The following is a 16,908-nucleotide window of genomic DNA, read 5'->3' as shown; positions in this document are numbered from 1 at the left end:
GCCACCCTCCGCGCGACGCCGTATATCACTAGCTTTATATGACTAACCCCGGATGTGTGTACCTCGAACAGTCGAAGGGTAGTGCTCGCGCCGACACCATCACTCCCGCGCGGTGTTTCGCGCGGAGGTCCAGGAAAGGCACCGGACGCACATGGCTCAGCCCTTCACCCTGCCGGACTTCTACGTTCCGTATCCGGCCCGGCTCAACGCCCATGTCGAGGAGGCGCGGACCCACACCAAGCGGTGGGCACGCGGCATGGGGATGGTGGAGGGCTCGGGTGTCTGGGAGGAGCGGGACATCGACTCCCACGACTACGCGCTGCTGTGCGCGTACACCCATCCCGACTGCTCGGCCGAGGCGTTGTCCCTGGTCACCGACTGGTACGTATGGGTCTTCTTCTTCGACGACCACTTCCTGGAGCTGTTCAAGCGCACGCCGGACCGGGCGGGCGCCAAGCGGTACCTGGACCGGCTGCCCGCCTTCATGCCGATGGAGCGGGGAGCCGCGACGCCGGAGCCGGAGAACCCGGTCGAGGCGGGGCTGGCCGACCTGTGGAGACGCACCGTCCCGAGCATGTCCGACGCCTGGCGGGCCAGGTTCGCCGAGGCGACGGAGAACCTCCTCAACGAGTCGCTGTGGGAGCTGTCCAACATCGACGAGGGGCGCGTCGCCAACCCCGTCGAGTACATCGAGATGCGCCGCAAGGTGGGCGGGGCCCCCTGGTCGGCGGGGCTCGTGGAGTACGCGGCGGGCGCCGAGGTCCCCGAGGAGGTGGCGGACGAGCGGGCGCTGCGGGTGCTGCGGGACGCCTTCTCCGACGCCGTCCATCTGCGCAACGACCTCTTCTCGTACCAGCGGGAGGTCGAGGAGGAGGGCGAGAACAGCAACGGTGTGCTGGTCCTGGAACGTTTCCTCGGCTGCTCCACCCAGGAGGCCGCCGAGGCCGTCAACGACCTGCTGACCTCCCGGCTCCAGCAGTTCGAGAACACCGCGCTCACCGAACTCGGCCCGCTCTGTGCGGAGAAGGGGCTCGACCCGGTCCGTGCCGCCTCGCTGGTGGCGTACGTCAAGGGGCTCCAGGACTGGCAATCGGGCGGTCACGAGTGGCACATGCGCTCCAGCCGCTACATGAACGACGGCGCGGCCGGGGCGGGCACCACCGCCTTCGGGATGGCCGCGGCGTCGATCCGCCTTCCGGTGCGCGCGGAGGCGGCCCGGCTGCGCAGCCACGGCCACCTGCCCCGCCAGCGTGTCGGCCCGTCGCTGCTGCCCGACTTCCGCCTGCCCTTCAACACGACGCTCAGCCCGCACCTGGAGGGTGCCCGGTGCCGGATCGTCGACTGGGCGGAGCGGACGGGCATCCTGTCACCGCAACCGGGAGTGCCCGGTTCGCACATCTGGGACCGGCAACGGCTCCTCGCCTACGACCTCCCGCTGTGCGCGGCGGGCATCCACCCGGACGCGACGCCCGAACAACTGGACCTCGCCTCGCAGTGGCTGACGTGGGGGACGTACGGCGACGACTGGTTCCCGGTGGTGCACGGGCGGACCCGCGATCTGCACGGGGCCCGGATCGCCAACGAACGCCTGTCGCTCTTCATGCCCCTGGACGGGGCCGGGACGCCGGAACCGGTCAACGCCCTGGAGCGCGGGCTCGCCGACCTCTGGGCGAGGACCTCGGCCCCGATGGACCCGGAAGGCCGCCGGACCTTCCGCGCGGCCGTGGAGGCGATGACCGCCAGCTGGAACTGGGAGCTGGCGAACCAGGCGCAGAACCGCATCCCCGACCCGGTGGACTACATCGAGATGCGGCGGGCGACCTTCGGCTCCGACCTCACCATGAGCCTGTGCCGGCTCGGGCACGGCCGGAAGGTTCCGCCGGAGGTCTACCGCAGCGGTCCGATGCGCTCGCTGGAGAACGCTGCGGCCGACTACGCCTGCCTGCTCAACGACCTCTTCTCGTACCAGAAGGAGATCGAGTACGAGGGCGAGATCCACAACGGTGTGCTGGTCGTGCAGAACTTCTTCGGGGTGGACTATCCGACCGGGGTGGCGGTCGTCCATGACCTGATGGAGTCGCGGCTGAGGCAGTTCCTCCACGTGGCCGATCACGAACTGCCCACCCTCTACGACGACTTCGGGCTGGACTCCGAGGCGCGCGAGGTGCTCGCCGGGTACGTGCGCGAGCTGCGGAACTGGCTCGCGGGCATCCTGATCTGGCACCGGGGCTGCCGCCGCTACCGCGAGGAGGACCTGCGGCGCGGGAACGCGGCTCCGTGGCACACCGGCGGCCCCACAGGGCTCGGTGTCTCGGCGGCGCGGGTGACGACGCTCTTCGCCCCGTTCTCCGCGGCCGGTGTGTAGGGCTGTCCTTCGGACCGGGCCCGGGGCCAGGAACACGGCGTCGGCCGTCCGGGTGCGGACGGCCGACGGGCAGGACCGTTTCGGCCGGGCCGGGGCCCGGCTCAGCCCTGCTGGAACAGCTCGGCGGGCAGCGGCTTCAGCAGGGTGTACAGATCGTCGGTGATCGGCCGGTCCCAGCTGGCGATGGTGACGAGCACACCGTCGCTGCGGTCGAACTGGACGCAGGAGATGCGGCTCTCGGAGAGCTTGATCCGGCGGACGATCAGCAGGTTGTCGCCCTGCATCACGGGGATGTCCTCCGTGCCCGTGACCTCGACGGGCTCGTCGTTCTCCAGGGCGAGGAGCAGCTGGGCGACCTCGAACGGCGCCTGGCCCTCCTCGGTCTCGCGGGCGGGCGAGCCCTCCGGGAGGTTGCCGATGATCATCGCGGGGCCGCGGCCGCCGAAGAGGTCGTAGCGCAGGAAGACGCCCTGGCAGCTTCCGTCGGGCGCGGGCAGCAGACCGGCGCCCAGGTTTCCGGGCCAGTCACCCGGGTCCATGGCCAGGACGTCGAAGTCGGGGCCCGCGGGTGTGGCTGCGCTACGGCGGCGGAGGAAGGACATGGGGCCATGTTACGTGTCCGGGCCCGCCTCGCGGCGCCGGGCCCGCGCGGGGACGGAGCCGGACGGCACCGCCGGCCCGCTCCGGGACCGCCCCCGCGCGGTGGACGCCCGCGGGGGCGGTCCCGGAGCCTGTCGGGTGACCTTCGACCGGTGAGCGGACGCGGTCCGGTGCGCGCGGTTCCAAGGCGCCGGAGCGGGCTCGCGGCGGCGTTCCGACAGCGCCGGGAGCGTGCGCGCCGGGACGTGGCCGCCCGGTCGGAGGCCGCCCCGCAGGGTCTCAGCCGGTGGGGGGCTCGGCCCCGACCAGCCACATGGAGAAGAACTGCGCGCCGCCGCCGTACGCGTGACCGAGCGCCTTGCGGGCGCCGGGCACCTGGTGCTCGCCCGCCCGTCCCCGTACCTGGAGCGCTGCCTCGGCGAAGCGGATCATGCCGGAGGCGCCGATGGGGTTGGTGGAGAGCACCCCGCCGGAGGGGTTGACCGGCAGATCGCCGTCGAGCTCGGTGACCCCGGACTCGGTGAGCTTCCAGCCCTCCCCCTCGTCGGCGAAGCCGAGGTTCTCCAGCCACATCGGCTCGTACCAGGAGAACGGCACGTACATCTCCACGGCGTCGATCTCCCGTCGGGGGTCGGTGATGCCGGCCTGGCGGTAGACGTCGGCGGCGCAGTCGCGGCCAGCCTGCGGCGAGACGAAGTCCTTCCCCGCGAAGAGCGTCGGCTCGCTGCGCATGGCGCCGCCGTGCACCCAGGCCGGGGGGTGGGGCGAGCGGGCCGCTCCGGTCCGGTCGGTGAGGATCATGGCGCAGGCCCCGTCGGAGGACGGGCAGGTCTCCGAGTAGCGGATCGGGTCCCAGAGCATCGGGGCCGACCGGACCTTCTCCAGGGTGATGTCCGGGTCGTGGATGTGCGCGTACGGGTTCTTGAGCGCGTTGCGGCGGTCCTTGTACGCGACCAGGGAACCGACCGTGTCGGGGGCGCCGGTGCGGCGCATGTACGCCCGGACGTGCGGGGCGAAGAAGCCGCCCGCCCCGGCCAGCAGCGGCTGCTGGAACGGGATGGGCAGCGAGAGCCCCCACATGGCGTTGGACTCGGACTGCTTCTCGAAGGCGAGGGTGAGGACGGTGCGGTGGACGCGGGCGGCGACCAGGTTGGCGGCGACCAGTGCGGTGGAACCGCCGACCGAGCCCGCGGTGTGGACGCGGAGCATCGGCTTGCCGACCGCGCCGAGGGCGTCGGCGAGGTAGAGCTCCGGCATCATCAGGCCCTCGAAGAAGTCGGGGGCCTTGCCGATCACGACGGCGTCGATGTCCGCCCAGGTCAGTGCGGCGTCCTCCAGGGCGCGGACGGCGGCCTCGCGGACCAGTCCGGCGATCGAGACGTCCCGGCGGGCGGAGACGTGCTTGGTCTGGCCGATGCCGACGACGGCCACGGGCTCCTCAGGCATGGGCGTTCTCCCCTTCGAGGACGGCGACCAGGTTCTGCTGGAGGCAGGGCCCGGAGGTGGCGTGGGCGAGCGCCCGGTCGGACTCGCCGCGATGGATGCGGGCGGCGGCCTCGCCGAGGCGGATCAGCCCGGCGGCCATGACGGGGTTGGCGGCCAGGGCGCCGCCGGACGGGTTGACCCGCACCTTCCCGTCGAGGCCGAGCGCCTTGCGCAGCACCACCTCCTGGGAGGTGAACGGGGCGTGCAGCTCGGCGGTGTCCACGGGGCGCTCGAAGGCCCCGGCGCGGGTGGCGGCGAGCCGGGTGGAGGGCGAGTCGGTCAGCTCTCGGACGCCGAGGCCGTGCGGCTCGATGCGGTGGTCGATGCCGCGGATCCAGGCGGGCCGGGGACACAGGGCCCGTGCGGTGTCACCGGCGGCGAGGATGACGGCGGCGGCGCCGTCGCCGACCGGTGGGCAGTCGCCGGTGCGCAGGGGCCGTACCACGTACTCCCCGGCCGGGGCGGCCGTCCTGAGCTGGGCGTGCGGGTTGTCGGCCGCGTCGGCGCGGCTGCGGTGGCCGATCTCCGCGAGGGCGGCCTCGTCGGTGTCGCCCGCGTCGATCAGCGCCTGGGCCTGGAGGGCGGCGAGCGCGACGGAGTCGGGCCAGAGCGGGGCGGTGTAGTAGGGGTCCAGCTGGCGGGTGAGGACGTCCCGCACCCGGCCGGGCGAGGACTTCCCGTAGGAGTAGACGAGTGCGGTGTCGGCCTGTCCCGTCCGGATCTTCACCCAGGCCTCGTACAGGGCCCAGGCGCCGTCCATCTCGACATGGGACTCGGAGATCGGCGGGCAGGCGCCGACGCCGTCGAGCGCCATGGTGAAGGAGAAGGCGCGGCCCGCGAGGTAGTCGCTGGAGCCGGAGCAGGTGAAGCCGATGTCGCTGGTCCGGAGGCCGGTCGCGTCGAGGACCCGGTGGAGCACCGGCATCACCATCTCGACCTCGGAGAGTTCGTCGGTGCGGCGCAGATGGTCCGTCTGCGCGAAGGCGACGATCGCCACGTCTCGCATCTAGAGCAGCTCCTTGTACGCGTCGTAGTCGGCGTCGGGCTCGCCGGTCGGCCGGTAGTGGTCGGGGTGGCGCCCGTCCTCGGTCCAGACGGGCTCGACGCGCAGGCCCATGCGCACCTGGTCGTAGGGGATGCCGCCGATCCGGGCGTGCAGGGCGAGGTCCGCGCCGTCCAGGGCGACGTGCGCGTAGACGTACGGCACTTCGATGTCCAGGTTCTTCGCCTTGATGTTGACGATGCAGAACGTGGTGACGGTGCCGCGCGGGCCGACCTCCACCTGTTCGGTGGTGGCGACTCCGCAGGTGGGGCAGGCGCCGCGGGGCGGGACGTAGACCTTGTGGCAGGAGGGGCAGCGTTCGCCGACGATGCGCCGGTCGGCGAGGGCGCCGAGGTAGGCGCTCTGGGCGCGGCCCGGGGTGTAGCGGTAGTCGAGCCGGGCGGGGGTGACGATGCCGGTGACGGGGTCGGCGAAGACGCCGTCGTGGGGGGTGGCGGCCTGTCCGGTGTCCTCGCCGTCGTACGGCTCGAAGCAGGCGATGTCGGTGATGGCTCCGGTCCGCTCGGCGGCCCAGCGGACGCGTACCCGCATGCCGGTGCGCACGGCGTCGGGGCCGGGGGCGTCGAGGGCGTGCAGCAGGGCGGTGTCGGCGCCGTCGAGCCGGACCAGGACCCAGGCGAAGGGGGTGGAGAGGGGCTGGGCGCGGCGCGGGGCGGGGTTCCAGGCCCAGGTCGTGACGGTGCCGGTGGCGGCGACCTCGGTCAGCTCGCTGAGCTCCTCGGCGGTGACGGGGTCGTACTCGACGGGCGGGACCAGGACCTTCCCCCCGGTGGTGCGGACGCCGAGGACGGTGCGTTCGCGCAGTCCGGTGAGGAAGGCGCTCTGGACGGGTCCGAGGGAGCGGGTGAAGGGGAATTCCACCACCAGCGGTGCGCTGAGGGCTTCGGGCACGGTGATCTCCTCGGCTCAGGCGCGCCGGTAGACGGGCGGGCGCTGCTCGGCGAAGGCGCGGGCGCCTTCCTTGGCGTCGTCGGTGGCGAAGACCGGCCAGCCGCGTTTCAGTTCGGCGGCCAGTCCCTCGGTCTCGGTCAGGTCGGCGCTCTCGTAGACGGACGCCTTGACGGCCTCGACGGCGAGCGGGCCGCAGGCGTTGATCCGCTCGGCGGTTTCGAGAGCGTGTTCCAGTGCGGTGCCGTCGGGGACGACCCGGCCGATCAGGCCGATGGCGGCGGCTTCCGGCGCGCTGTACGGGCGTCCGGTGAGGAGCATTTCGAGGGCGTGCGTCCGGGCGATCTGGCGCGGCAGCCGCACCGTCGAGCCGCCGATGGGGAAGAGGCCGCGCTTCACCTCGAAGAGGCCGAAGGTGGCGCCCTCGCCGGCGATGCGGATGTCGGTGCCCTGGAGGATCTCGGTGCCGCCGGCGACGCAGTGGCCCTCCACGGCGGCGATCACCGGTTTGCGGGGACGGTGGTGGCGTAGCATCGCCTTCCAGTGAAGATCGGGATCGGCGGTCATCCGGTCCCGGTACTGCTCGCCCGCCATGCCCTTGCCGGCCAGGGCCTTGAGGTCCATCCCGGCGCAGAAGCAGCCGCCCGCGCCGGTCAGCACGACGGAGCGGACGGTGTCGTCGGCGTCCGCCTCCAGCCAGCCGTCGTACAGCCCGACCAGCATCGCCAGCGACAGGGCGTTCTTCGCCTCGGGCCTGTTCAGGGTGAGCACCAGCGTGGCGCCCTCGCGCCGTACGCCGAGGTGTTCCGTACCAGTCATTGTCGGCCTCCCGTCTAGACCTGGAACAGGTTGCAGTAGGCGGGGTGCCAGTTCAATAGTTTTCTGACAGGCAGTCAGATTTCTTCGGCGGGACCTCTTCACAGTTGCGTCCACCGGCGCTCTAATGACCGCCGAGCCAGTCAGCTTCCGGGGTCAGGAGGAGTGGGTGGAGTACAACCTTGCCGACCTGTTCGAGTCGGTCGTCGACGCGGTCCCGGAACGGGAGGCGCTCGTCTACCTCGACCACCCCGGTACGGGCGCGGAGCGCAGACTGACCTACGCGGAACTGGACGCGGCGGCCAACCGCCTCGCCCACCACCTGATCGAGGCGGGCATCGCGCCGGGCGAGCACCTGGGGCTGCACCTCTACAACGGGGTGGAGTACCTCCAGACCGTGCTGGCCTGCCTGAAGGCCCGGATCGTCCCGGTCAACGTGAACTACCGCTACGTGGAGGAGGAGCTGACCTACCTCTACCGTGACGCGGACCTGACCGCGCTGGTCTTCGACGCCGAGTTCGACGAGCGGGTGGCTGCCGCCGCGCCCAAGGCCCCGGCCTTACGCCATCTGGTGCGAGTGGGCACCCCGGCGGCGGGGGCACCGGGGCCGGAGGCGGTCGCGTTCACCGACGCGGAGGCGTCCGGAAGCCCGGAGCGCGGCTTCCCGCCGCGCTCGGCCGACGACCAGTTCATCATCTACACCGGCGGCACCACGGGCATGCCGAAGGGGGTGATGTGGCGCCAGGAGGACCTCTTCTTCTCCGGCCTCGGCGGGGGCGCGCCGACCGGGGAGCCGGTGAAGTCCCCGCAGGAGCTGGCCGAGCGGGTCGCCGCGGGCGGCGAGGGGATCACCTTCTTCCCCACTCCCCCGCTGATGCACGGCACCTCCACGCTCACCGCCTTCATCGGCTTCAACTTCGGGCAGCGGGTCGTGGTGCACCGCAGGTTCGCGCCGGAGGAGGTGCTCCGCACCATCGAGAAGGAGAAGGTGACCAGTGTGTCGCTGGTCGGCGACGCGATGCTGCGGCCGCTGATCGACGCGCTGCGCGGTCCGCTGAAGGGGACGGACTGCTCGTCGCTGTTCTCCGTGTCCAGCTCCGGCGCGATCATGTCGGACTCGGTGCGGGCGGAGTTCCAGGAGCTCGTGCCGACGGTGATGCTGCTGAACAACTTCGGCTCCTCGGAGTCCGGCTTCAACGGCACCGCGACGGCCGACTCGGGGCCGGAGAAGGGGTTCCGGCTCCAGGTCAACTCCCGCACGGCGGTGGTCGACCCGGCGACGCACGAGCCGGTGGCCCCGGGCGAGCCGGGGCGGCTGGCCCAGCGCGGACACGTGCCGCTCGGCTACTACAACGACCCGGACAAGACGGCGGAGACCTTCTTCAGCCGGGGCGAGGAGCGCTGGGTACTGCTCGGGGACATGGCGACGGTCGACGGGAACGGGATCGTCACGGTGCTGGGCCGGGGCTCGCAGTGCATCAACACCGGGGGCGAGAAGGTGTACCCGGAGGAGGTCGAACAGGCCATCAAGGCCCATCCGGACGTGTACGACGTGCTGGTCGCCGGGGTCCCCGACGAGCGGTGGGGCAACCGGGTCGCGGCGGTGGTGCAGCTGCGCGAGGGAGCGGCCGAGCCCACGCTGGACGAGCTCCAGGCGCACTGCCGCACCCGGCTCGCCGGCTACAAGATCCCCCGTCGGCTGGTGATCGCCCGGACCATCCAGCGCTCGCCGAGCGGCAAGGCCGACTACCGGTGGGCCCGCTCGGTCGTCGCGCCCGGGCGGGAGCCCGGGGCGTGAGCCTGTCCGACCACCGGTCCGGGCCGCCCGCGTAAGCCATTCGGGCACGCTCCGAACCCATCCGCTCACGCTGTGTGGCAACCGGGTCGGATCGCCCATAGCTTCGATTCATGAGGAAACGAACCATCACCATCCTGGTCCCGGTCGCGGCGCTCTCCGCCGCGGCCGTGGGCATGGCCTCGCCCTCCGCGTCCGCCCCCACCGCGCGGGTGGTGCGTCCGGGCGAATCGATCCAGCGGGCGGTGGACGCCGCCCGGCCGGGCGACACCGTCCTCGTCCTGCCCGGCACGTACCGGGAGAGCGTACGGATCACCACCTCCGGGCTCACCCTGCGCGGCACCGGCGGCCGTACCGTCATCCGTCCGGCCGAACCGGGCACCCGGGCCGCCGACGACGCCTGCGCCAAGGCCGGGAACGGCGTCTGCGTCCTGGGCGCGGCGGGCGGCACGACGGACGGCGTCCGGGTCGAGTCGCTGACCGTCTCCGGGTTCAAGAAGAGCGGGGTCTGGTCCTCCCGCACCGACCGGCTGACCGTGCGCCGGGTGACCGCGGAGCACAACGGTGTCTGGGGCATCGCCCAGGAGCGCTCCACCCGCGCCCTGTTCACGGAGAACGCCGCCCGTTCCAACGGCGACGCGGGCATCTTCGTCGCCAACACCGTCGACGAGGAGGGCGGCGCCACCGACACCGGGGGCACCGAGGTCAGCCACAACGCCCTGTCGGACAACCGGATCGGCCTCACCGCCCGCCGGGTGCGCAACCTCTCCGTCCACCACAACGGGGTCACCGCCAACTGCACCGGAATGTTCGTCGTGGGCGACGAGGGGCGGCCGCAGGCCGGGGCCATGACCATCGAGTCCAACACGGTCACCGGCAACAACAAGTTCTGCGCCGCGACCGAGCGGCTGTCGGCCCTCCAGGGCTCCGGCATCGTGCTCACCGGCGCCGCGGACACCCGGGTCCGCGCCAACACCGTCCGCGACAACGCCGGGACCTCCCCGATGTCCGGCGGCGTCGTCCTGTTCAAGAGCTTCGTGGGCACCAAGAACACCAACAACACCATCAGCGACAACGTCGTCCTCGACAACAAGCCGGCCGACCTCACCAACGGGGACACCGGAAAGGGCAACACCTTCACCGCCAACACCTGCGCCACGTCCGCACCGGCCGGGATGTGCTGACCGGTGCACCCCCGCACGAGGAGAAGCGAGACAGCATGACCACCGTGAGCCCCAACCCCGCCCCCACCCCCGTACACACCTCCCTCCCGCACCCCGTCGCGCCGCCGCAGCCGGCGATGCAGCTGCGGGAGCTGGTCTTCGGCGCGGCCAGAGCCGCGGCCGTGCGCGCCGCCGCCCGGCTGCGCGTCGCCGACGCGCTGGGCGAGACCCCGGCCACGGCGCGGGAACTCGCGGATCTGGTGCAGGTCGAGCCGGGCCCGCTGCGGCGGCTGCTGCGCGCCCTGGCCTGCTACGGGATCTTCGCCGAGGAGCCGGACGGGCGCTTCACCCACACCGAGATGTCCCGGCTGCTGCGCGAGGACGACCCGCACAGCCTGCGCGACATCTCGCTGTGGTGCACCGAGCCCTGGACCTGGGACGTGTGGCCGCGCCTGGACGACGCGGTGCGCACCGGCCGGAGCGTCTTCGAGGACGTGCACGGCAAGGGGTTCTTCGACCATCTGCACCAGGACGCCCACGAGTCCGCGCAGGTCTTCAACCGGGCGATGACCACCTCCAGCGTGCAGTCCGCCCTGGACGTCGCCGAACTCCTCGACCTCACCGGGGTGGAGTCGGTCGCCGACATCGGCGGCGGCCAGGGCCATGTCGTGGCGAGCCTGCTGGAGAAGCACCCCGGCCTGCACGGCACCCTGATGGATCTGCCGGGCGTGGTGGCCAGGGCGGACGCGCGGCTGCGGGACCAGGGGCCGCTGGTGGACCGGACCCGGATCGTCGCCGGGGACTGCCGGGAGGCGATCCCGGTCCGGGCCGACCTGTACATCATCAAGAACATCCTGGAGTGGGACGACGACAGCACCCGCCGGACGCTGCGCAACGTCGTCGCCGCGGCCCGTCCGGGGGCCCGGGTCGTGATCATCGAGAACCTGGTCGACGACACCCCGTCGATGCGGTTCACCACCGCGATGGACCTGCTGCTGCTCCTCAACGTCGGCGGGGCCAAGCACACCCGGGAGAGCCTGGTGACCCGGATCTCCGACGCCGGGCTGCTGATCGGGGACGTCGTCCCGGTCAACCCCTACCTCCACGCGTTCGAGTGCGTCGTCCCGGACTGACCGGACCACCGCACGTGCCCCGGGCCCGGCCGTTCGGCCGGGCCCGGGGCATGTGGCGGCGGGTCTCACGCGGAGGCGGCGCGCTCCCACCGGTAGAACTCGTGGGCCATGGCGTCCTTGGGGCCGCGCCAGGTCTCCGGGTCGTACGCGCTGACGTACGCGGAGAGCTTGTCGCTGATGGCCTTGAACTCCGGGTGCCCGGTCACCTTCGCGATCTCGGGCCCCGGCGGGTTCTCGGACTCGATCAGATGCAGGTACACGTCGCCGAACTGGAAGAGCTTGCGCCGGGTGACGCCGACCAGGTGCGGCAGTTCGGTGCTGTCCGAGGCGGCGAACAGCTCGGCGATGTCCGGCGCCGAGCCCGGTGCCATCCGGGCGACGATCAGGGCGTGGTGCATCGGGAGATGCCTTTCTGAGGTCGGGTCCGCCGCCCGGCCGGACGGCGGGGCGGCGGACCGCGGACGGGTGGCGGGTCAGTTGGCCCCGACCGGGGCGGTGCCGCGCTCCCGGTCGCGCTGCTCGATCTTGTCCCGGATCAGCTCCATCTGGACCTTGGAGTTCCGGTTGATGTTGTCGGTCATCCAGTCGTCGTCCACGGGCGCGTCGGGGCGCATCGCGAAGTCCTGGGTCCAGTGCATCCTGGTCCCGCCGGGCACCTCCGTGTACGCCCAGCGGATGTCCATGTGCTGGAACGGGCCGGGTTCGACGCGACGGGCGCGTACGGTGCGCGTGGCGCGGTCCACGGTCCGCTCGGAGACCCAGCTCCACACCTTGCCGTTCTCGTCGGGGTGCATCGTCAGCCGGAAGGTGGTGCTGTCCCCGTCCCGCTCGATGATCTCGACCGAGGCGTACTCGCTGAACAGCCTCGGCCAGTTCTCCAGGTCGTTGGTCACGTCCCAGACCAGGTCGAGCGGGGCGGCGATGGTGATCTCGTTCTCGGTGTGTCCGGGCACGGTTCAGGCTCCTGTCATGAGGCTGTTGTTGACGAGGTCGAGGAACTCCTGTGGGGTCTTGCAGCGGTCGGCGTCGGCCGGCAGCGCCCGGCCGTGCCGGTTCTCCAGCACGCCGACGATGCCGAGCAGGCCCAGCGAGTCCAGGCCGTACTCGTCGAAGGCCGAACCGGGGCGCTGCTCCATGTCGCGGGGGTCCACGGTGACCCCGGCGCCCTTCTTCATCAGCGCGGCGAGTTCCGTGTAGGTCAGTCGGTCGGTCATCAGGACTTCTCCTTGTCACGTTCGGGGGTCGGTGACGCGCCGCAGCACCATCGCCGAGTTCGAGCCCATGAGCCCCCGGCTGAGCACCAGCGCCGTGCGCAGTTCGGCGGGGCGGGCGCTGCCGGTCACCACGTCGATGTCGTGGCACACCTCGAAGACGTTCGGCGTGGGCGGTATGAGCGCGTTCTCCATCGAGAGCACCGCGGCGGCCACGTCCAGTACGGGCGCCCCGCAGTAGGCGCGTCCGATCCCGGTCTTGGGCGCCGTCACCGGCACCCGGCTGCCGTGCGCGCCGAGGGCGTCGGCGAGCGCCAGCACCTCGGCCCGGTCGGCGGCCGGTACTCCGAGGGCGTCCGCGAAGACGACGTCGATCTCCTCGGGCGCGCAGTCGGCCTCCCGCAGGGCGCCGATGATCGCCTGGGCGAGGCCCTCCCGGGACTCCTCCCACCGGCCCGCCCCGGTGAACGTGGCGGCGTGCCCGGCGAGTTCGGCCCGGACCTTGGCGCCGCGCCGGAGCGCCGACCGCTCCTCCTCGACCACCAGCATGGCTCCGCCCTCGGCCGGGACGAAGCCCCGGGCGTCCGAGGTGAACGGCCGGTAGGCGCGGCTCGGGTCCTCCTCGGTGCTGAGGTCGTCGTAGCCGAGCTGGCAGACGACCGAGTACGGCGCCAGCGGGGCCTCGGCCGCGCCAACCACCACCGCCGCGGTGCCGCCGCGGATCGAGCGGGCGGCGTGCGCCAGCGCGTCCAGGCCGCCGGCCTCGTCGCTGGCCACCACCGCGCACGGCCCCTTGAAGCCGCCGCGGATGGAGATCTGGCCGGTGCTGGCCGCGTAGAACCAGGCGATGGACTGGTACGGGCCCACGTAGGTGGAGCCCTGGCCCCAGAGCCGCTGGAGCTCACGCTGGCCGAACTCGCCGCCGCCCGATCCGGCCGCGGTGACCACGCCCACGTCGAAGGGCGAGGCCTCGTAGTCGGCGCGGCCGAGCCGGGCGTCCTCCAGCGCGATGTCGGCGGCGGCCATCGCGAAGTGGGTGAACTTGTCGGTCTGGACGAGGTAGCGCTCCTCGATCAGTCCGGCCGGTTCGAATCCCCGTACCTCGCCGGCGACCCGCAGGGGCAGGTGCTCGCAGCCCTCGCGGGTGACCCGGTCCAGGACGCTCACGCCTTCGTGGGTCAGCTTCCAGAAGGCCTCGGTGTTGGTGCCGTTGGGGGCGACCACACCGATGCCGGTGACGACGGTGCGCCGGGCCTTGCGGGTGCTCATGGGGTCCTCCCTCCTGTCCGGGTCAGGGCCACCGCGGACTGGAACCCGCCGAATCCGCTGCCCACCGAGAGGACGCTGCGCAGCTTCAGGGGCCGTGCGGTACGCGGCACGTAGTCGAGGTCGCATTCGGGGTCGGGGGTCTCGTAGTTCGCCGTCGGCGGCACCGTCTGGTGCACCAGGGCGAGTACGCAGGCCGCGATCTCTATCGCTCCGATCGCTCCCAGCGAGTGGCCGACCATGGATTTGATCGAGCTCATCGGGATGTCGAAGGCGTGGGCGCCCAGGGCCCGCTTCACGGCGGCCGTCTCGTGCCGGTCGTTCTGCTTGGTGCCCGAGCCGTGGGCGTTGACGTAGTCGATCCGCGAGCCGTCCATCCGGGCGTGGGCCAGGGCCCGGTTGATCGCCTCGGCCATCTCCAGGCCCTCGGGGGTGAGCCCGGTCATGTGGTAGGCGTTGCCGAAGGTGGCGTAGCCGGAGATCTCGCAGTAGACCGTGGCGCCGCGGGCGCGGGCGTGCTCCAGCTCCTCCAGGACCAGGACGGCGCCGCCCTCGCCCATCACGAAGCCGTCCCGGCGCGCGTCGAACGGCCGGGAGGCGTGCTCGGCGTCGTCGTTGTTGGCCGAGGTGGCCTTGATCGCGTCGAAGCACGCCACGGTGATCGGGGTGATCGGCGAGTCGGACGCCCCGGCGACGCAGATGTCGACACGGCCCTCCTCGACGGACTGGAAGGCGTAGCCGATCGCGTCGAGGCCGGAGGTGCAGCCCGTGGAGACGGTCTGCACCGGGCCGTGCGCGCCGACCTGCTCGGCCACCGCCGAGGCCAGGGTGCTGGGCGAGAAGGCCCGTTCCAGATGGCGGTCGGCCTTCTGGTGGTCGACGTCCCAGCGGGCGCCGTGTTCGCTGACGGCGACGTAGTCGTGCTCCAGCCGGGTGGTGCCGCCGACCGCGGTGCCCAGCGACACCCCCATCCGCCAGGGGTCCACCTTCTCCGGGTCCAGGCCCGCGTCGGCGAGGGCCTCCCGGGCCGCCACCATCGCGAACTGGACGTAGCGGTCCTGCCGCGCGACGGTGTCGGCGTCCAGTCCGTGGGCCGCCGGGTCGAAGTCGCACTCGGCGGCGATCCGGGACCGGAAGCCGGTCGGGTCGAAGAGCGTGATGCCCCTGGTCGCGGTGCGTCCGTTGGCGAGGAGGTCCCAGAAGGCGGGGGCGCCGATGCCGCCGGGGGCGACGACGCCGACGCCGGTGACCGCCACGCGGCGGGTCATGAGGCGGCCTCCGTTCGTTCCGGCGGGGCTACGCGGTCGTCGGACCCGGTGTGTTCGGTGTCGACATGGCCGAGCTCCGGGCGCGGGGCGAGCGGGCCGAGATGGAAGACCATCCGCGCCTCGATGTCGCCCACGTTGCGGAACCGGTGGCGCATGTAGGGCGGGATGAGCAGGCCCTGGTCGGGGCTCATCCGGTACGGCTCGCCGTCCAGGTCCACCTCGAGCAGGCCGTTCACCACGTACACGAACTCCTCGGAGTACGGGTGGTAGTGCTCGCCGATGCGTTCGCCGGGCTGGACGATCGCCAGCCCCATGAAGCCGCTGGTGGCCCCGACCGCGGTGGGCGTGAGCATGGCACGGAGATCGCCGCCGCGCCTGCGGTTGGGCTGCGTCTCACTGAGGTCCACGATGCGTGGCCGGTGCGTGGTCATGTCTGTTCTCCTCCTGGCGCATTGCGTGTGGTGTCGACGGGTCGAGCGAGAACCCCCCAGGGGGCGTTGATGCGCGGTTCAGGACTCCATGGCCTGCCGGTCCGTGATCAGGGTCATCTCGGACTCCTTGAGGAAGCGGGCGAGCCCCGGGCCGTCGGTGGGCACGGCGTCGCCGTCGAGGAGCCGTCCGAGCCTGGCTTCCTTGCCGGTGCCGTCGACGCCCACGACCTGGGCGGCCTGGTCCTCGATCGGGCCTACCGCTTCGAGGAGGCGGACGACGACGTCGTCGCGCTGGAAGATGGTGCTGCTCTCGACGATGCTCGCCGGGTTCTCGGCGGCCTCCTCGTCCTGTTCGGCGAGGAGGCGGGCGAGGGCCATGCCGCAGCCCTCCTTGGCCTGGTAGAAGAGGGCGTGGCGGCGCACGTCCTGCGCCCGGTGCCGGCCGGCGGTCACGTGGTGGACGGTGGGGAGCGCCGCCCGGGTGAAGAACATCCGGGCGGAGTCCGGGTCGCTGAGGTCCCGGTCCTGCTCCAGGTACGGGTTGATCGCCTCCTCGACGGCCCGGACCTCGGGCTGCCGGGCGACGTGGCGGAGCGCGGCGAGCAGGTCGCCCTCGACCTCGACGGCCCGCACGACGCGGTTGCCGTGCATGAAGAGCGAGGTGCGGCGCAGCCGGGTCTCCGCGTCGACCCGGGCCTGCGGGGACTCGTAGTCGGCGAGGATCTTCGCCACGACGTCCTCGGTGCCGGGGCGGACGGTGAAGGTGAGCGCGTGCCGCACCACTCCGTCGCCCAGGCGCGGGGCCGCCTGGAGACGGCCCTTGGCCGCCTCGGGCGCCATCTCGAACGCCTTCCCGGTCTCCCGCAGGACGCTGAACCGCAGCGACCGGGTGTCGCGCACGCAGTTGTGCAGCGGCTGGACGGTGGCGACGTGCTCCTCGCTGTTGACCCAGGCGAGGAAGGGGGGCGCGCTCTCCCACTCGCTGGTGATCAGCCACTGCGAGGGGTTCTCGATGGACTGGCAGAGCTGGTCGCTGAGGTGCCCGGGGACGGATGCGACCTGGTTGCGCATGTGCTCGTACGCCTCCAGGAACTCCTTCTGGGCCCCGTCGTAGAGGTCCAGAAGGAGTACGACGCGGAGTCGGGAGCCGTCGAAGGCCGACTGGGAGATCCGTTCCGAGAGGGTGGTGGTCATCTTTGCGAACTCCTTCGAGACGGTCCGGCGGGCAGGGTGGCCTGCCGCCGGCCGTCGGGTGGCGAGTGGTTTTCCGGAGCGGGGTCTCTCCCGGCGAACGTGCGTGATCCGCGTCAGGGCCGCGGGCATCGTCTCCGTGACCGATCGTGAAACGCTGGTCCGGGTGGCGCGAGATTTATGAACCGTTCAGGTGAGCAGCCGTCCGAACCGCTCTCACCAGGGCATTGAAC

General features: G+C 72.0%; 16 protein-coding genes. 4 read left to right on the top strand and 12 right to left on the bottom strand.

The features are described 5' to 3' along the window. The first annotated feature begins 151 nt into the window (after positions 1–151). Entirely contained in the window at positions 152–2,365 is a 2,214-nt protein-coding gene (locus ACF08W_RS16755) for a germacradienol/geosmin synthase (protein WP_392279675.1), read from the top strand. 101 nt (positions 2,366–2,466) lie between these two features. Here the strand turns inward: ACF08W_RS16755 and ACF08W_RS16750 are convergent, their stop codons facing one another. The 5 genes from ACF08W_RS16750 to ACF08W_RS16730 all read right to left on the bottom strand — a co-directional run bounded on the left by ACF08W_RS16750 (position 2,467) and on the right by ACF08W_RS16730 (position 7,220). Beyond that, on the bottom strand, positions 2,467–2,967 hold the full coding sequence (locus ACF08W_RS16750; protein ID WP_352278775.1) for a hypothetical protein: 501 nt from the start codon (positions 2,965–2,967) through the stop codon (positions 2,467–2,469). Between the two features lie 277 nt (positions 2,968–3,244). Then, the gene (locus tag ACF08W_RS16745; protein WP_366291589.1) at positions 3,245–4,411 is read right to left on the bottom strand and encodes a thiolase domain-containing protein; all 1,167 of its coding nucleotides are present in this window, start codon (positions 4,409–4,411) and stop codon (positions 3,245–3,247) included. Continuing rightward, on the bottom strand, positions 4,404–5,456 hold the full coding sequence (locus tag ACF08W_RS16740) for a thiolase domain-containing protein (protein ID WP_385212317.1): 1,053 nt from the start codon (positions 5,454–5,456) through the stop codon (positions 4,404–4,406). The genes ACF08W_RS16745 and ACF08W_RS16740 overlap by 8 nt, the downstream gene beginning before the upstream one ends. Continuing rightward, positions 5,457–6,404: a Zn-ribbon domain-containing OB-fold protein gene (locus tag ACF08W_RS16735; RefSeq protein WP_392279674.1), complete on the bottom strand. Its 948-nt coding sequence runs from the start codon at positions 6,402–6,404 to the stop codon at positions 5,457–5,459. 15 nt (positions 6,405–6,419) lie between these two features. Continuing rightward, positions 6,420–7,220 carry a crotonase/enoyl-CoA hydratase family protein gene (locus tag ACF08W_RS16730; RefSeq protein WP_366291580.1) on the bottom strand — a complete coding sequence of 267 codons (801 nt, stop codon included), beginning with the start codon at positions 7,218–7,220 and terminating at the stop codon, positions 6,420–6,422. A gap of 166 nt (positions 7,221–7,386) precedes the next feature. Between ACF08W_RS16730 and ACF08W_RS16725 the strand changes: the two genes are divergently transcribed. The 3 genes from ACF08W_RS16725 to ACF08W_RS16715 all read left to right on the top strand — a co-directional run bounded on the left by ACF08W_RS16725 (position 7,387) and on the right by ACF08W_RS16715 (position 11,308). After that, positions 7,387–9,015, top strand: a complete 1,629-nt coding sequence (locus tag ACF08W_RS16725) for an acyl-CoA synthetase (protein ID WP_392279673.1) — start codon at positions 7,387–7,389, stop codon at positions 9,013–9,015. Between the two features lie 110 nt (positions 9,016–9,125). After that, on the top strand, positions 9,126–10,196 hold the full coding sequence (locus ACF08W_RS16720; protein WP_352278784.1) for a right-handed parallel beta-helix repeat-containing protein: 1,071 nt from the start codon (positions 9,126–9,128) through the stop codon (positions 10,194–10,196). Positions 10,197–10,231: 35 nt separating this feature from the next. Continuing rightward, complete coding sequence (locus ACF08W_RS16715) at positions 10,232–11,308, top strand: methyltransferase (protein ID WP_392279672.1); 1,077 nt, start codon at positions 10,232–10,234, stop codon at positions 11,306–11,308. A gap of 65 nt (positions 11,309–11,373) precedes the next feature. Here the strand turns inward: ACF08W_RS16715 and ACF08W_RS16710 are convergent, their stop codons facing one another. The 7 genes from ACF08W_RS16710 to ACF08W_RS16680 form a co-directional block, all read right to left on the bottom strand. Then, entirely contained in the window at positions 11,374–11,706 is a 333-nt protein-coding gene (locus ACF08W_RS16710; RefSeq protein WP_352278788.1) for a TcmI family type II polyketide cyclase, read from the bottom strand. A gap of 75 nt (positions 11,707–11,781) precedes the next feature. Further along, a complete protein-coding gene (locus tag ACF08W_RS16705; RefSeq protein WP_385212327.1) occupies positions 11,782–12,261 on the bottom strand; it encodes an SRPBCC family protein in 480 nt (159 codons plus the stop codon). Positions 12,262–12,264: 3 nt separating this feature from the next. Next, on the bottom strand, positions 12,265–12,522 hold the full coding sequence (locus ACF08W_RS16700; RefSeq protein ID WP_352278791.1) for an acyl carrier protein: 258 nt from the start codon (positions 12,520–12,522) through the stop codon (positions 12,265–12,267). A 15-nt stretch (positions 12,523–12,537) separates the two neighbouring features. Next, a complete protein-coding gene (locus ACF08W_RS16695; protein WP_352278792.1) occupies positions 12,538–13,788 on the bottom strand; it encodes a ketosynthase chain-length factor in 1,251 nt (416 codons plus the stop codon). Beyond that, complete coding sequence (locus ACF08W_RS16690) at positions 13,785–15,053, bottom strand: beta-ketoacyl-[acyl-carrier-protein] synthase family protein (protein WP_352278793.1); 1,269 nt, start codon at positions 15,051–15,053, stop codon at positions 13,785–13,787. The genes ACF08W_RS16695 and ACF08W_RS16690 overlap by 4 nt, the downstream gene beginning before the upstream one ends. After that, complete coding sequence (locus ACF08W_RS16685; RefSeq protein ID WP_352278795.1) at positions 15,050–15,484, bottom strand: cupin domain-containing protein; 435 nt, start codon at positions 15,482–15,484, stop codon at positions 15,050–15,052. The genes ACF08W_RS16690 and ACF08W_RS16685 overlap by 4 nt, the downstream gene beginning before the upstream one ends. A 78-nt stretch (positions 15,485–15,562) precedes the next feature. After that, positions 15,563–16,678, bottom strand: coding sequence for a SchA/CurD-like domain-containing protein (locus ACF08W_RS16680; protein WP_385212332.1), 1,116 nt, complete (start codon positions 16,676–16,678; stop codon positions 15,563–15,565). Between the last annotated feature and the right edge of the window lie 230 nt (positions 16,679–16,908).

The sequence above is a fragment of the Streptomyces sp. NPDC015144 genome (assembly GCF_043079735.1).
Taxonomy (GTDB): domain Bacteria; phylum Actinomycetota; class Actinomycetes; order Streptomycetales; family Streptomycetaceae; genus Streptomyces.
This window is presented reverse-complemented; position numbering and strand designations above follow the sequence as displayed.

Excerpts from the sequence above, each read along its gene's own strand:
- ACF08W_RS16720 (WP_352278784.1), top strand. The coding sequence starts at position 9,126 with ATGAGGAAACGAACCATCACCATCCTGGTCCCGGTCGCGGCGCTCTCC.
- ACF08W_RS16685 (WP_352278795.1), bottom strand. The coding sequence starts at position 15,484 with ATGACCACGCACCGGCCACGCATCGTGGACCTCAGTGAGACGCAGCCC.
- ACF08W_RS16710 (WP_352278788.1), bottom strand. The coding sequence starts at position 11,706 with ATGCACCACGCCCTGATCGTCGCCCGGATGGCACCGGGCTCGGCGCCG.
- ACF08W_RS16745 (WP_366291589.1), bottom strand. The coding sequence starts at position 4,411 with ATGCCTGAGGAGCCCGTGGCCGTCGTCGGCATCGGCCAGACCAAGCAC.
- ACF08W_RS16715 (WP_392279672.1), top strand. The coding sequence starts at position 10,232 with ATGACCACCGTGAGCCCCAACCCCGCCCCCACCCCCGTACACACCTCC.
- ACF08W_RS16690 (WP_352278793.1), bottom strand. The coding sequence starts at position 15,053 with ATGACCCGCCGCGTGGCGGTCACCGGCGTCGGCGTCGTCGCCCCCGGC.
- ACF08W_RS16730 (WP_366291580.1), bottom strand. The coding sequence starts at position 7,220 with ATGACTGGTACGGAACACCTCGGCGTACGGCGCGAGGGCGCCACGCTG.
- ACF08W_RS16755 (WP_392279675.1), top strand. The coding sequence starts at position 152 with ATGGCTCAGCCCTTCACCCTGCCGGACTTCTACGTTCCGTATCCGGCC.
- ACF08W_RS16740 (WP_385212317.1), bottom strand. The coding sequence starts at position 5,456 with ATGCGAGACGTGGCGATCGTCGCCTTCGCGCAGACGGACCATCTGCGC.
- ACF08W_RS16750 (WP_352278775.1), bottom strand. The coding sequence starts at position 2,967 with ATGTCCTTCCTCCGCCGCCGTAGCGCAGCCACACCCGCGGGCCCCGAC.
- ACF08W_RS16680 (WP_385212332.1), bottom strand. The coding sequence starts at position 16,678 with ATGACCACCACCCTCTCGGAACGGATCTCCCAGTCGGCCTTCGACGGC.
- ACF08W_RS16695 (WP_352278792.1), bottom strand. The coding sequence starts at position 13,788 with ATGAGCACCCGCAAGGCCCGGCGCACCGTCGTCACCGGCATCGGTGTG.
- ACF08W_RS16700 (WP_352278791.1), bottom strand. The coding sequence starts at position 12,522 with ATGACCGACCGACTGACCTACACGGAACTCGCCGCGCTGATGAAGAAG.